The organism is Nocardiopsis nanhaiensis (genome assembly GCF_054778635.1).
The window spans coordinates 52,395-66,181 of the sequence record NZ_BAAGZJ010000023.1; the positions used below are offsets into that span (position 1 = coordinate 52,395).

General features: G+C 68.6%; 13 protein-coding genes and 1 pseudogene. 9 read left to right on the forward strand and 5 right to left on the reverse strand.

Going from position 1 to position 13,787, the window contains the following annotated elements; all coding sequences use genetic code 11:
* Positions 1–130 precede the first annotated feature (130 nt).
* A complete protein-coding gene (locus tag ACYVD1_RS13450) occupies positions 131–871 on the reverse strand; it encodes an intradiol ring-cleavage dioxygenase (protein WP_460771932.1) in 741 nt (246 codons plus the stop codon).
* Positions 872–1,075: 204 nt separating this feature from the next.
* On the opposite strand from ACYVD1_RS13450, the gene ACYVD1_RS13455 reads away from it, so the two are divergent.
* From ACYVD1_RS13455 to ACYVD1_RS13470, 4 genes and pseudogenes are all read left to right on the forward strand, one after another.
* The gene (locus ACYVD1_RS13455; RefSeq protein ID WP_460771933.1) at positions 1,076–2,212 is read left to right on the forward strand and encodes an acyl-CoA dehydrogenase family protein; all 1,137 of its coding nucleotides are present in this window, start codon (positions 1,076–1,078) and stop codon (positions 2,210–2,212) included.
* A gap of 43 nt (positions 2,213–2,255) precedes the next feature.
* The gene (gene accD, locus ACYVD1_RS13460) at positions 2,256–3,962 is read left to right on the forward strand and encodes an acetyl-CoA carboxylase, carboxyltransferase subunit beta (protein WP_460771934.1); all 1,707 of its coding nucleotides are present in this window, start codon (positions 2,256–2,258) and stop codon (positions 3,960–3,962) included.
* A pseudogene (locus ACYVD1_RS13465) lies at positions 3,962–4,887 on the forward strand (ATP-binding protein); the annotation flags it as partial. The gene accD and the pseudogene ACYVD1_RS13465, both read left to right, overlap by 1 nt.
* Positions 4,888–4,941: 54 nt before the next feature.
* Entirely contained in the window at positions 4,942–5,334 is a 393-nt protein-coding gene (locus ACYVD1_RS13470) for a hypothetical protein (RefSeq protein ID WP_460771970.1), read from the forward strand.
* Between the two features lie 97 nt (positions 5,335–5,431).
* Here ACYVD1_RS13470 and ACYVD1_RS13475 read toward each other — a convergent pair whose 3' ends face one another.
* Entirely contained in the window at positions 5,432–5,848 is a 417-nt protein-coding gene (locus ACYVD1_RS13475) for a nuclear transport factor 2 family protein (RefSeq protein WP_460771935.1), read from the reverse strand.
* A 179-nt stretch (positions 5,849–6,027) separates the two neighbouring features.
* Here ACYVD1_RS13475 and ACYVD1_RS13480 point away from each other — a divergent pair, with 179 nt between their 5' ends.
* Positions 6,028–6,813: an SDR family NAD(P)-dependent oxidoreductase gene (locus tag ACYVD1_RS13480; protein ID WP_460771936.1), complete on the forward strand. Its 786-nt coding sequence runs from the start codon at positions 6,028–6,030 to the stop codon at positions 6,811–6,813.
* Between the two features lie 46 nt (positions 6,814–6,859).
* The gene (locus tag ACYVD1_RS13485; RefSeq protein WP_460771937.1) at positions 6,860–7,414 is read left to right on the forward strand and encodes an acetyl-CoA carboxylase biotin carboxyl carrier protein; all 555 of its coding nucleotides are present in this window, start codon (positions 6,860–6,862) and stop codon (positions 7,412–7,414) included.
* A 130-nt stretch (positions 7,415–7,544) separates the two neighbouring features.
* Here the strand turns inward: ACYVD1_RS13485 and ACYVD1_RS13490 are convergent, their stop codons facing one another.
* Complete coding sequence (locus tag ACYVD1_RS13490) at positions 7,545–8,006, reverse strand: DoxX family protein (protein WP_460771938.1); 462 nt, start codon at positions 8,004–8,006, stop codon at positions 7,545–7,547.
* A gap of 77 nt (positions 8,007–8,083) precedes the next feature.
* Positions 8,084–8,677: a flavodoxin family protein gene (locus ACYVD1_RS13495; RefSeq protein ID WP_460771939.1), complete on the reverse strand. Its 594-nt coding sequence runs from the start codon at positions 8,675–8,677 to the stop codon at positions 8,084–8,086.
* 188 nt (positions 8,678–8,865) lie between these two features.
* Here ACYVD1_RS13495 and ACYVD1_RS13500 point away from each other — a divergent pair, with 188 nt between their 5' ends.
* Positions 8,866–10,167, forward strand: coding sequence for a helix-turn-helix transcriptional regulator (locus tag ACYVD1_RS13500; protein ID WP_460771940.1), 1,302 nt, complete (start codon positions 8,866–8,868; stop codon positions 10,165–10,167).
* Between the two features lie 458 nt (positions 10,168–10,625).
* Positions 10,626–11,411, forward strand: coding sequence for an AfsR/SARP family transcriptional regulator (locus tag ACYVD1_RS13505; RefSeq protein ID WP_460771941.1), 786 nt, complete (start codon positions 10,626–10,628; stop codon positions 11,409–11,411).
* Between the two features lie 87 nt (positions 11,412–11,498).
* Here ACYVD1_RS13505 and ACYVD1_RS13510 read toward each other — a convergent pair whose 3' ends face one another.
* Positions 11,499–12,737 carry a phospholipase D-like domain-containing protein gene (locus ACYVD1_RS13510; protein ID WP_460771942.1) on the reverse strand — a complete coding sequence of 413 codons (1,239 nt, stop codon included), beginning with the start codon at positions 12,735–12,737 and terminating at the stop codon, positions 11,499–11,501.
* A 205-nt stretch (positions 12,738–12,942) separates the two neighbouring features.
* Between ACYVD1_RS13510 and ACYVD1_RS13515 the strand changes: the two genes are divergently transcribed.
* Positions 12,943–13,758, forward strand: coding sequence for an HAD family hydrolase (locus tag ACYVD1_RS13515; protein ID WP_460771943.1), 816 nt, complete (start codon positions 12,943–12,945; stop codon positions 13,756–13,758).
* Positions 13,759–13,787 lie beyond the last annotated feature (29 nt).

A 13,787-nucleotide genomic window follows, 5' to 3' on the forward strand; every position in this document is an offset into this window, starting at 1 on the left:
CAGCGGAGCTGTCCGCGTCCCACCGGACAGCAGCAGACTCCCGGCGCCCGGTTGAAGATCCCTCGATCCGCGGTCGACACAGAAGCAGCCCTGAGACACCCCGGAGCCTTCTGCACCCCCGAGGCATTCCCTAGTCCGGTTGGACGCCCAGCACCATGACGGCCTCGTATCCCTCGTCCGGTGAACCCGTCGCCTGAATCGTCGACTCCCTGCCGCTGGACGGGTAGAACATGTCGTTGTCGTTGGTGGTCTCCCGGCCACCGCGCCCTACGTACGGGTCGACTTGGGATACCTGTTCGTTGATCTCGTCGTCGAAGTAGAGCTGCCCCGTGTGCACCACGTCCCCCTCGACATGGACCTTGACGTGGAAGTGCACGGTGCGCCGGTCGTACCAACCCGGGTAGAGCGTGGCGAACTCGACCGTGCCCTCCTCATCGGTGACCTGGATGCCCCGGAGGAAGCTCTCCCCATCGGTGCCCTCCGAGGTGATCCCGGAGTAGACACCCGTCGCGTCCGCGTGCCAGACGTCCACCTCGGCGTCACTGAGGGGTTCGCACGACACGGCGTCCACCACCGTCAGCCGCAGGGTGACCGGTACTCCTGGCCTTCCCTCGGCGATGTCCCGGCGCACCAGGTCCACGTCCACGTAGAAGGGGCCTTCGGTTCCCTCCGGTGTCAGCACACAGGTCGGTGTGGCCCCCGGGGAGGGTGCTGTCCCGGAAGTCCCGTCGGGGCTCGCCGCCGAGTCGGGGAGGTCGTCGGACGACAACGCGCCGCACGCACCCAAGCCTGTGACCGCGGCGCCCGCACTCAGCGCTGTCAGGGCGGCGCGCCGGGTGGCTACGCGATGGGACAGGACGTTCTCCGACATGGTTCCCCCGTTCGGACGGTGTTCTCGGCGGCCCGGGACGGGCCCCGGCTTCAGCTTCGCGTGCGCGCGACCCAACGTGGCCCAGCCGTTCGGCCGGGTTCACCCGCTCAGAAGGAGGGGTCGTCGGCACTAGCACCGATCGAGTCATCTTCGACCGCCGGTGCGCATCGTCGGGACGACCGTGTCTACACACAGGAGGGCACAATGTCGGACCAAGCACTGGCCTCGGCGGCCGAGAACGTCTCGACCCTGGCCGCACGGCACGCCGAAGAGATGGAAAGCGCACGCAACCTGGAACCGGACGTGGCCAAGGCGATCCTCGACGCGGGGTTCGCACGGCACTTCGTCCCCGTCCGCCACGGAGGCGCGGAGGGATCCTTCGAGGGCCTGACCCGTGCGGTGGCGACCGTCGGTGAGGGGTGCACGTCCACCGCCTGGTGTGCCTCGCTCACCGCCCACGTCGGCCGTATGGCCGCGCACCTCCCCGAGGAGGGGTGCGCGGAGCTGTGGGCGGAGGGCCCCGACCCGTTGATTGTCGCGTCCCTGACGCCCCTTGGAACGGCGGAGCGGGTGTCCGGCGGCTGGCGGCTCTCCGGGACCTGGCCGTTCATCAGCGCGGTGGACCACTGCGACTGGGCGCTTCTGGGCGCCAAGGGGATCGATGACGGTCAGGTTCGCCCGCTGATGCTGGCCGTGCCCCGGTCCTCGCTCCGGAGCGAGGACACCTGGTCCAACATGGGGATGGCCGCCACCGGGAGCAACACCGTCCACGTGGAGGACGTCCAGGTGCCCGACTCCCGGACGATGAACCGCCAGGACCTGTTCGAAGGCAAGGCGCCCGCCTCGGACTCCGACCGCCACGCCGTGCCGATGCAGGCCACGGTGACGATGTTCGCCGCGCCCGTGCTGGGTGCCGCGCGCGGCGCCATCGAGGGCTGGACCGGCCACGCCGAACGCAAGATCCGAGCGGCGGTGAACGCGCCGCCGGCGCTCCCCGGCATGCCCATCTTCAACCGCCCCAGCTACGACATGGTCCTGGCCCGCTCCTCGGGTGAGATCGACACGGCGGAGTACCTCCTCCTCAACTCGTCCCGACTCGCCGACCTGGGGCCACGGATCACCGTGGAGCAGACCATGCGCAGTTGGCGGGACGCCGCGCTGGCCACCGAGACGCTGGTGGACGTCGCCAACCGCCTCCTGCGGTCGGTGGGGACCACCGGCCAGACGACCAGCGACCCGGTCCAGCGGTTCTGGCGCGACGTGAACTCCGCCGCGGGGCACATGGCGCTCCAGTTCCAATCGGCGGCGACCGCGTGGTCCGCGCAGATCATCCAGGTGTGACTGGCGCGCACCGGCGCTCATGACCACAGCAAGGAGAAGCACGATGACCCAGACCGCCGAACAGACCACGTCCCCCGCGCACTGGGTGCTGTGCGCGGGATGCCAGCGCCCCGTCTTCGGACCGCGCCTCGACCGGGCCCTCGGTGTCTGCCCCGAATGCGAGCACCACCACCCGCTCACCGCGGATGAACGGCTGAGCTTGCTGGCCGACCCGGGAACCCTGGAGCCCCTGCACTTCCGTGTGGTCTCCGGGGACCCGCTGTCCTTCACCGACACCACGCCCTATCCGAAGCGGCTGGAGAGGGCACGGACCAGCACCGGCATGGACGAGGCGGTCCTGTGCGCCCGCGCCGAGATCGGGGGCGTCCCCGCAGTCCTGGCTGTCATGGACTTCCGGTTCCTGGGCGGGAGTCTGGGGACCGCGGTGGGTGAACTGATCACCCAGGCCGCCGAGACCTCGCTCGCCGAACGCGCGCCGCTGATCATCGTGGCCTCCTCGGGCGGGGCGCGGATGCAGGAGGGCGCGCTGTCCCTGATGCAGATGGCCAAGACAAGCGCGGCCCTGGGCCGGTTGGACGAGGAGGGAGTCCTCACCGTCTCGCTGGTCTGCGACCCGACCTACGGAGGGGTGGCAGCGTCCTTCGCGACCCTGACTGACGTCATCATGGCCGAGCCGGGCGCACGCCTGGGGTTCGCGGGACGGCGGGTGATCGAACAGACCATCCGCCAGGAGCTTCCCCCCGAGTTCCAGACGGCGGAGTTCCTGCTGGAGCGCGGTTTCATCGACATAGTCACACCCCGGCCCAGACTCCGCCGCGAGCTGGGCCGTCTGCTGCGCGCGGCCTCCTCGGGCGCGCACGGTGACCGACGACCCGTGTCGGACCCCGCCGTGCGCAACGCCGGTTCCCTACCCGAACCCCACCCGTGGGACCAGGTCGTCCGGGCTCGCTCGGTGGATCGCCCGACCCTGCTGGACTACCTCGGCATGGCCTTCGAGGACTTCCAGGAGCTGCGCGGAGACCGCGTCTCCGGGGACTGCCCGGCGATGGTCGGGGGGACGGCGTGGCTCGACGGCCGACCGGTGGTCGTGGTCGGCCAGCAGAAGGGGCACGACCTGGCGGAGCTTACCCGGCACAACTTCGGTATGGCCGCGCCCGCGGGGTACCGGAAGGCGGGCAGACTCATGCGGATGGCCGACAAGCTGGGTCTACCGGTGGTCACCCTCGTGGACACACCGGGCGCCTACCCCGGTGCGGACGCCGAGGAGCAGGGCCAGGCCGTCGCCATCGCCGAGAACCTGAAGCTGATGAGCGCCCTGCGAGTGCCCGTGATCTGCGCCATCCTCGGGGAGGGGGGCAGCGGCGGGGCGCTGGGGATCGCGGTAGCCAACCAGGTACTGGTGTTCTCCAACAGCGTCTACTCGGTCATCACACCCGAGGGCTGCGCGGCGATCGTGTGGAAGGACCCCACAGCCGCGCCGCGAGCCGCGGCGGCCCTGCGGCTGAACTCGCGTGATCTCCTGCGGTTCGGTGTGGTGGACGGGGTGATTCCCGAGCCGCCGGGCGGGACGGGCGCCGACCCGATCGCCTCCGGCGACCTCCTGCGCGACGCACTGAGCCACGAGTTGGACCGGTTGACCCGGATGGGCGGGGAGGCCCTGCGGTCCGACCGCCGGGCCCGGTTCCGCCAGTTCGGTTCGGCCGTCACCCTGGACGCGGAGATCAGCGCCTTCTCCGAGGGGGTGCGCTGATGGGCGCCCCGGCGAACGGCAGGGGACGGAGCGGGCCCCCGTTCGACAAGGTCCTCATCGCCAACCGGGGCGAGATCGCCGTACGCGTGGCCCGATCCTGCCGTGAACTGGGGATTCGGACCGCGGCCGTGCACTCCACCGCCGATCGGGACTCAATGGTGTGCCGGATCGCCGACGAGTCGGTGCAGATCGGACCGGCCGCGGCGACCCGGCCGCGGTCCTCCAAGCAGCCGCCCACACCGGGGCGGCTGCGATCCACCCCGGTTACGGCTTCCTGTCAGAGTCACCGCACTTCGCGGAGGCGTGTGAGGCGGAGGGTGTCACCCTCATCGGACCGCCCTACGAGGTCATGGAGGTTCTGGGCGACAAGACGTCGGCCCGCGCCCTTATGGACAAGGCCGGTCTGCCCCTGCTCCCGGGGAGTATCGATCCCCTGGGCGTGGACGAGGCGGCAGCGCTGGCGGACCGGATCGGCTACCCGGTCATCGTGAAGGCCTCCGCCGGGGGCGGTGGCCGGGGCATGACGGTGGTCCGCGACCCGGACCGCTTCACGGAGGAGTTCCGCCGGACACAGGCCACCGCGCAGATCCTGTTCGGCGACGCGACGGTCTACGTGGAGCGGTACCTAGACGAGGCACGGCACGTCGAGGTGCAGGTGCTCTGCGACGGGCGGGGCAACGCCGTCCACCTGGGTGAGCGCGACTGCAGTGTGCAGCGCAGACACCAGAAGCTGGTGGAGGAGACGCCCGCCCCCGCCCTGTCCGAGGGGCTGGCTGAGCGGATCTGCCGGTCCGCGGTCGAGGGGGCCCTGGCCTCCGGGTACGTGGGCGCGGGGACCTTCGAGTTCCTGGTCTCCCCCGAGGGCGAGTACTACTTCATGGAGGTCAACTGCCGTATCCAGGTCGAACACCCGGTGACCGAGATCGCCACCGGGGTCGACCTGGTGCGGGAGCAGATCCGAATCGCGGCGGGCCTGCCCATGGAGCTCACCCAGGACGACGTGACCCTTCGGGGGGCCGCGATCGAGTGCCGTGTCAACGCCGAGGACCCCACCCGGGAGTTCGTGCCCGCCCCGGGCAGGATCGAGGAGTTCCTTCCTCCCGGAGGCCCGTTCGTCCGGGTGGACACCCACGCGCACGCCGGCTACACGGTGCCGCCGTACTACGACTCGCTGTTGGCGAAGGTGGTCGTCTGGGCTCCGGACCGGGAACAGGCGGTCGGCCGGATGCGCGGGGCGCTGGGCGAGTTCGTCGTCTCGGGCCCCGGGGTCCGCACCACCGCGGAGTTCCTCGACCGGGTCCTGTCCGACGCACGCTTCCGCGGAGCCGAGCACTCCACAGCCCTCGTCGACCGCCTGCTCGACGGCGACTGAGACCACTCCCCTAGCACAGCGGCGGCCCGGACCACACGGTCCGGGCCGCCGTGCCGCCTACGGGTCGACACCTCGTTCCCCGGTTTCGGGGAACCGTTCAGTCGTGCTCGACGTGACGGGACCGGTTGAGCAGGTTCCCGTCCCCACCGCGCACCAGTACGTCGTGGACGACGCAGGTGCGCACGACCTCGGGGTGGCGTCCGGGGCGCGTGGTGGTGATGAGGGCGTAGCAGGTCGACCCGGTGGATCCGTCGTCACGCGGGTCGATGTCGATCATCGTGAAGATGTGGCGGCGCTGCTGGGGGTCGTCCTCGAACTTGCGGTGGACCGCGACGAGGTCGCGGACGATCCCCGCGCGGGTCCGCGCGGGCTCCCGGCCCGGTGTGTGGCCGAACTCGGCGTCCTCCGTGAAGGTGCCCGCGTAGTCCTCGAGTTTCCGGTCGTCCAACAGCCGCATCTGGCGCGCGTAGAACAGCTGGACCTCCGCGTAGAGGGAGGCGTGCGGATAGGTCATGTCATTCCTCCTGACGGTCGGTGGGCCCACAGTGGCCGACCCCGCTCGAACCCTGCTTGAGCGCGCGGGCGCCCTGCTTGGGCACGGACGCTCCGGGTTCCAGAGGTGTTCGACCGGTACTCAAGGCGGCGTCCGCACTCTGGTGGCACCACCTTCCACTGAGAGACCGAGGAGTGACCATGCCCGAAGCCAACCAACAGGTGGCCCTCGTTACCGGGGCGACCAGCGGTATCGGACTGGAGACCGCCGCCTTCCTGGCCCAGCGCGGCCTGAGCGTGTACATGTGCTCCAGAAACGGGGACGCGGTGGCCGAGATCGTCCGGGATCTGCGGGACAAGGGGCTGGAGGCCGACGGGCGCGCCTGCGACGTGACCTCCCCCGAGGACGGCTCGGCCCTGGTGAACGCCTGTATGGAGCGCTACGGCCAGATCGATGTCCTGGTCAACAACGCGGGCCGCCCCGGCGGCGGCGCCACGGCAGACCTCACCGACGAGCTCTGGTACGACGTCATCAACACCAATCTGAACAGCGTCTTCCTCGTGACCAAGGCGGTCCTGAACTCCTCGGGGATGCTGGACCGCGGACACGGCCGGATCATCAACATCGCTTCGACCGGCGGCAAGCAGGGGGTGGTGCACGCGGCGCCCTATTCCGCCTCCAAGCACGGTGTCGTGGGCTTCAGCAAGGCGCTGGGCCTGGAACTGGCCCGCACGGGTGTCACGGTGAACGCGGTGTGCCCCGGTTTCGTGGAGACCCCGATGGCGGAGCGGGTTCGCGAGCACTACTCCGGCATCTGGGAGGTGGACGAGGAAGAGGTCCACTCCCGGATCACCTCGCGCGTGCCCATGGGCCGCTACGTGGAGCCGTACGAGGTCGCCGAGATGGTCGGCTACCTCATCGGCGACGGGGCCGCTGCAGTCACGGCCCAGGCACTGAACGTCTGCGGCGGTCTGGGCAACTACTGAGCCGCGCACCGGCGTACCACCGGTTCCACGAGTCTGAGGAGCACCCATGACACTGGGCACGCCAGAGCGTGATCGGGCCGACGAGGCCGAGGACACCCACCCGCCGGACGGGGTCGAGGAGACCCTGGACCTGGTCCGCGGCAACGTGCTGCGGCTGTTGGAGAGCTTCCCGAAACCACCGAGCACGCTGCGGGTCCGGGCGGGCGGTGTCACGGTGGAAGCTGAGTGGTCCGTGGCCGAGCCGTTCCCGTCCGGGACGGACGCGGTCGAGAGAGTCACCGACTCGGACTGGTCCGTCGGGTCCGGGCCCCATTCGGAGGCCCCCGGTCAGCCCGTGCCCGGGCCGGACGGGTTCCCCGACGGGCGCCGGATCACCTCACCCGCCGTGGGCGTGCTGTACCGGTCGCCCGAACCGGGGGCGCCCCCCTTCGTGGAGGAGGGCGAGACCGTGGAGGAGGGCCAGCAGATAGCGATCGTGGAGGTCATGAAGCTGATGCTTCCCGTGCACTCCGACGTCGCGGGACGTGTGGTGGCGGTCCTCGTGGCGAACGCGGCGAACGTGGAGTTCGGCGAGCCGCTGCTCATCGTCGAACCGCACTGAGCCACCGAACTAGCACCGGGCCGAAGCGGAAGGGGCGGGACGGGGTTCTCCTCGTCCCGCCCCTCGTGCTGTTCGTCCTGTGCCACCGGCGGTCTCAGCACCCGTTGGCGCGGTCGGTTCTTCCGGCGGCTCAGGCGGGCGCGTGCTGAGCTCGGCGCCCGCCTTCCTTCCCTCTGGAGAAACGCTTGGCGATGAGGTGGTCCCCGCCGAACCGGCCGGAACCTGTCGCCGCGAGCAGCAGGCAGCACACCGCGACGGCCATGACGTAGCCGTACCCATCGTCCGCCATATAGATGGTGCTGCTGTTCTGCGCGAAAACGAAGGCACCGGCCATTACGAAGACCATGCCCAGGCTCGCCAAGCGTGTGGCGACCCCGGCGATGAGGAGCAGACCACCGCCGAGCTCGACGGCCCCGGCGAAGGGCGCGCTGATCATCGGCAGCGGTACGCCACCCGCTCCCATGAAGGCTGCGGTGCCTTCGACGCCCCATTCGAAGAATTTCTGCCATCCGTGGGCGACCATGGTCCACCCCATGCCGAGGCGGGCGACGAGGATGCCCAGGTCCAGGATCATCTGACGGTTCAGGTTCATGGATCTTCCCGTTTGTGGGTGGTGACCGGTGGGGTTCACCGGCACGCGGTCTTGGGTATTGAGGGGCCGGCCCGGGGTCAGGCGGCGACCCGGGCCCGGGCGAGCAGATGCGCGTGTTCGGCGACTCTGCGGCCCAGGTGGGCACCGGTGTCCAGGTCTGCCTTGTTCATGTCCTCCGCGCCCTGGTCCTTGTTGGACTGGGCGGCGGCTCCGAGCCAGACCCCGAGGCGGTTCAGGTCGTCCTCGGAGGCCGTGCTCTCGTTCCAACCGGGCATGAGGCCGAGGCTCACCCAGTGCATTCCGTGCTGGGCCGCCAGGAGGGTGAAATAGTGCAGTGTGTGCAGCTTGTCCCCGCTCTTCGACGAGGAGTTGGTGAAGCCGGCCGCGATCTTCCCCGCCCAGGCCTGCCGCGCCCAGCGGGTGCCCGACTCGTAGGCGAAGCGGTGGAAGTCCGGGCTCGCGCTTCCCATGTAGGTCGGCGAACCGAAGATGACGGCGTCGGCGGTGTCCAGGGTGTACCAACCCGCCTCGTCGATCGTGTCGACGGAAATCAGGGCGGTGTCGGTACCGGGAACCTCCGTGGTACCCTCTCGCACCTCCTGGGCGAGCCGGGCCGTGTGCCCGAAACCGCTGTGGTGGGCGACGGCGATCGATATCGAAGAAGTGGCCATGGATTCCGCCCCTTTGTATGCGCCTCGCTGGGTCTATTGGCGTTCCTGTCAGTTCGGGCACCTGACGGAGCGTGCCTCTCATCCAGCATCGCGAGCGAAACTCGCGCGGGGGAGCCGGTACTTCGGCTAGTTGGACCTAGCCGAAAGGTCAGAGGTACTCCTCAGGTGCTCCACGTACAGTGAGGTCCATGGCACTGGATGAATGGTCGAGCCCCGAGCGTTCCCTCGCGGCCGTCGTCACCCTGCTCAGGGCCCCTCTCGCGAGGAGCCTCCCGACACTTTCCGAGGTCATGGCCGACGTCCTGCCTCACCGCGCGCTGCTCGTGCTTACCGGGGACTGTTCCGAATCCGCCCTCAGGACGTACGGCAGCCCCGAGCTGACCCGGCGGACGGAGATCTCGGAACTCGTTCCCTTCGCCGAAGCGGTCGAGGCGGGCGTCCCGTGGACCGGCCACGCCAAAGTGGCCGGGGACGAGTATCCGGTGCTGGTCGTGGCCTCTTCGCCCGACGGGTCGGCGGGCACCCTGCTGACGGCGGTCCTCGAGGACGGCCAGGTCCCCTCCCCTGCCCAGTGCGAGGTCGTACAGCACCTGTGGGACCTGACGACCATCCACGTCAAGTCGCTCAACTCGTCCGCGGAGCCGGCGAAGCTTTCGCAGTCCCGGCTGGTCGCAGGTGAACGCAACCGTGCCGTCACCGAACTCACCGACACGCACGCGGCCACTCTCACGGGCATCCTGGGTGCGCTCCGCTCCAGGAACCTGGATGACCTGACGGCCCGCCGCACGGCGACGGATCTGGCCGCGTCGGCCCTAGTGAACCTGCGCACCTCCGACGACTACAAGCGCAGCCAGGGCGAGGAAAGTCTCGAAGAGGCCTTCTCCAACATGGCGAACAAGCTCCTGATCCTCATGCGCCACCGGGAAACGGCCCTGGAGCTGGGCCGTCCGAGCCGGGGCGAACACCCGCTGCCCACAGAGATGGCCACCGCGGCGCGGGCCATGGTGCGCAGTTCGGTACTCACCATGCTGGAGCAGGTCGGCGTGACCCGGATCAGAGTGGCTTGGGACATCGAGGGCGCCACGCTGGTGGTGTCAGTGCGCGACGACGGACCCGGCGGACTCACCGAGACGGACTTCGGCGTACGACGGCTCAGGACCCATTTGAACGGGCTGGACGCCGAGTTGCGCGTGGACGCGGTCTCCGGATGGGGCACCACGATCAGCGCCCGACTCCCCCTGGACCTGCCGGGAACCACGCAGGAGCGGGCGGTGGCGCACCTCAACCCGCGAGAGGTCGACGTGCTGCAGCAGTTGGTCCTGGGAAGGCGCAACCGGCACATCGCGCAGCAGCTGCACATCAGCGAGCACACGGTGAAGTACCACGTCGCCAACATCCTGGACAAGCTGAGCGTCAGCTCGCGCGGCGAGGCCGCCGCGACCGCCCGGGACCTGGGACTCATCCCGTCACACCGGGGCACGGCCTCCTAACAGCTCGGGACAGTATCGGAAAATGGCCGATTCAGGCCATTTTTTAATTTCCCTCGATCATTTTCCTGAATTCCCCGCGCCCACCTCCGGAAACACTGCGGAAAGCATGGAACCAAAGGCATGACTGCCGTTAGATACGTCACAGGACATGGTTAGAGATTCTTTAGAGTTCTCTTGAAACTCTTACCCGAATCCGCCTAGACTACCGAACAGCGGGTGGAATAAGCCGAAGATCCAGCACACATACGACCGGCGCGAGTGGATCACCCTTCATCCAACTCGACACCCTCAAGCCTGAGCCCAGCGAGTCAGCATCAACCGTTTCAGTGAACCCGGAAACGGAACGCGACACCCATGCCGAAGTGAGAATCGATCGCTTTCAGTGATCATATCATCACTTATTTTCTGGCGCTAGCGAACCCACGGGGGATACGTTGAGATTCAATGTCCTTGGCCCAATGGAAATAACCACTGACGACGGCAGATCCCTAACCCTGAACACGTCGAAAAGCGGGCAGGTGATAGCGCTGCTCCTGGCCAGACGCCACGAAATCGTGAGCGCCACCACCCTCATCGAGGAACTGTGGGGGGAGAACCCGCCACGCAGCGCGATGACCACACTGCAGACGTACGTCTACCACGCCCGGCAGCTGTTCAGCCGGGAGCGCCTCACCCCCGACGGGCGAGAACTCCTGAGTACCCGTCCCCCCGGTTACCTGATCCAGCTGCAGAGCGACCAGGTGGATGCCTGGGAGTTCGAACGCCTCGTGGAACAGGCGAAGTCCGCGACCCTCAGCGGGAAGCCGGAGATCGCGACCGCGCTCCTGTCCGAAGCACTCACTCTGTGGCGCGGCCCGGCGTTCGCCAATATCAACGTGGGTGAGGTTCTCAATGCCCACGCCACCTACCTGGCCGAACTCCGACTGCGGGCCACACACCTGCGCATCGAGGCGGAGCGGTCCATGGGACGCCACGAGGACATCATCCCCGAGCTGCGTTCCCTGGTCATCTCGCATCCGCTCAACGAGTCGTTCCACGCACAACTGATCGAGTCCCTGCACAGGTCGGGCCGCCGGGCTGACGCCCTGCACGCCTACCAGAAGCTGCGTTCGGTCCTGGACCGCGAACTGGGCATTGCCCCCTCCCCCAGGCTCCAGCTCCTCCAGCACGAGGCCCTCGAGCAGGGCCAGAACACCGCACCTGGCCCCGGCGCGGACTCTTTGATGACCGTCTCCGGCCGCTAGGAAACCCCGGCGAGTTCCGGAGTCTCCCAGCTGGGATCTCCCGAGCTCGCGCGGGGTCTGCGGTCGCCCGCGAAGACGACCGCCGGGTCAGAGGAAGCCGCGCCAGGGCGCCAGGACCATCTCGCTGAACTTCGCCATGAATGGGCGGCCGCGCCACTCCTCCTCGGTGAGTTCACGGGCGTTGGTGAGGTCGGTGTCGAAGACCCGCTCCAAGTGCTTGGCCACACCCTCGTCGAAGATCTCCACGTTGATCTCGTAGTTGCCGGTCAGGCTCAACCGATCCACGTTGGCCGTGCCGATCGTGCTCCAGCGGCCGTCCACCGTGGCGGTCTTGGCGTGCACCATCGCGTCCTTGTACAACCACAGGCGAACCCCGCCTCGGAGTAGTTCCGAGTAGCGCCCGCGCGCCATCCAGTCGGCGACGATGTGGTTCGAGTTCTCCGGGACGAGCACGTTGACGTCCACGCCGCGGCGGGCCGCCTCGATCAGGACGTTGGCGAGTTCGCGGTCGGGGATGAAGTAGGCCTGGGTGAAGATCACGTGGTCCCTGGCCCGGTCCACGGCCTCCAGGAACATCGCCCGAATCGGGTAGATGAGCAGTTCGGGGACGTTTCGGTGGACCCGGATCCGCGAGTCCCACTCGGCTTCGCCCAAGCCCTCCAGGTCGGGCTGGTCGGAGCTCCGGTTGGTGTTCCAGAAGTCGACGAAGGCGTTCTCCAGCTCCCACACCGACGGGCCCACCACCCGCAGGTGCGTGTCGCGCCACTCGATGGCGTAGGTGGAGCCCACGTTGAACCCGCCGACGAAACCGACCTGGCCGTCCACCGTGAGGATCTTGCGGTGGTCGCGCCCGGACTTGCGGACGTTCATCAGCAGCACACCTGGGCGGAACGCCGGGTAGCGCAGCACCTGTACCTCAGGAGGGAAACGGAAGAAAGAGCGGGGGACGACGAGGTTGGCGAAGCCGTCGTAGATGACGTACACCTCGACACCGCGTCTGGATGCTTCGATGAGCGCGGACTTGAACTCCTGGCCCACCGCGTCGGCCTTGAAGATGTAGGACTCGAACAGGATCCGGTGGCGAGCACCCCGGATCGCTTCGAGCATGTCCTCGAAGAGGTTCTCGCCGTAGGTGTAGACCGTGGCGGTGGTGCTCCCGACCGGCATCGAAGCCGGTTCGGTGCGGGGGAAGTTGACCCGGTGCGGGCGCACCTTCTTACGCCAGTGGTCGATACCGACGAGGGTCGCGACCACCGCGACCTGTGTCGCCAGCAGCCCGAGCAGTCCTCGCTTGACCCAGGTCATGATGGTCGAGCGTCGCAGCATACGGTCGCCTCCCGAACAGGCCGTCCGCCGCGGACCCGTGCACGACGGCGACCCCGGCGCAAGGTGGAAGCCAACCGTATCCCGGCACACACCGCGACACTCGGCACGAACCGCCTCAGGACCGAACTCGGCTCCGGCCCGACCACGGCTCCGGAATCGGGGGTGTGAGTTCCCCCTCGTATCGACGGCAGCCATAATTCGTCCCATGGCCCTTCCCCGTGTGATCGCCACAGACCTCGACGGAACCCTCCTCGACGGGGGCGGCGTGGTCCCCGACCGCGCACGCCGAGCCCTCAACGCCGCCTCCGAAGCCGGAGTGCGGGTGGTCATCGTGACCGCCCGTCCTGCCCGCGCCACCGACGCCATCGCCGCCATGTTCGACTGCGCCGCTGTGGTCTGTGCCAACGGCGCCCACACCCAGCTGCCCAGAGAGCCGGTACTGACGCGTGCCCTGGACCGCGACACCTCCGGCCTGGTCGTGGAGAAGCTACGGAGCGGCCTGCCCGACCTGGGATTCGGGGTGGAGACCGGCACGGACTTCTACCACGACCTCGCCTACGACGAGCACCTGGCCTCATGGGTGCCGCGCTTCGGGGTGAGCGGTGTCCTCGACGACACTGACGCGCTGCTCGAGGCAGCCTCGCCGGTCGCCAAGCTCATCGCCCGTTCCAACACGTACGCGGTGCAGTTCATGCTCGAATCCGCCCGGGAGTCCGTGGGGTCGCTCGCCGACGTCACCTACTCGGGCGGGCACGGTCTGCTGGAGGTCAGCGCCGCCGGGGTGAACAAGGGCAGCACACTCGCCATGCTGTGTGAACGGTGGGACGTGGGCCGGGAGGAGGTGGTGGCCTTCGGTGACATGCCGAACGACCGGTCCGCCCTGACCTGGGCCGGGTCCGGTTACGCGATGGCCAACGGCCACCCCGAACTGCTCGACCCCGGGCTGGGGCTGAGGGTGGCCCCGCCCAACGGCGAAGACGGTGTCGCCCAAGTGGTCGAGGAGCTGCTCGCTGCGGGATAACGCGGCAGGCTAAAACCGCTGGCTGAGGT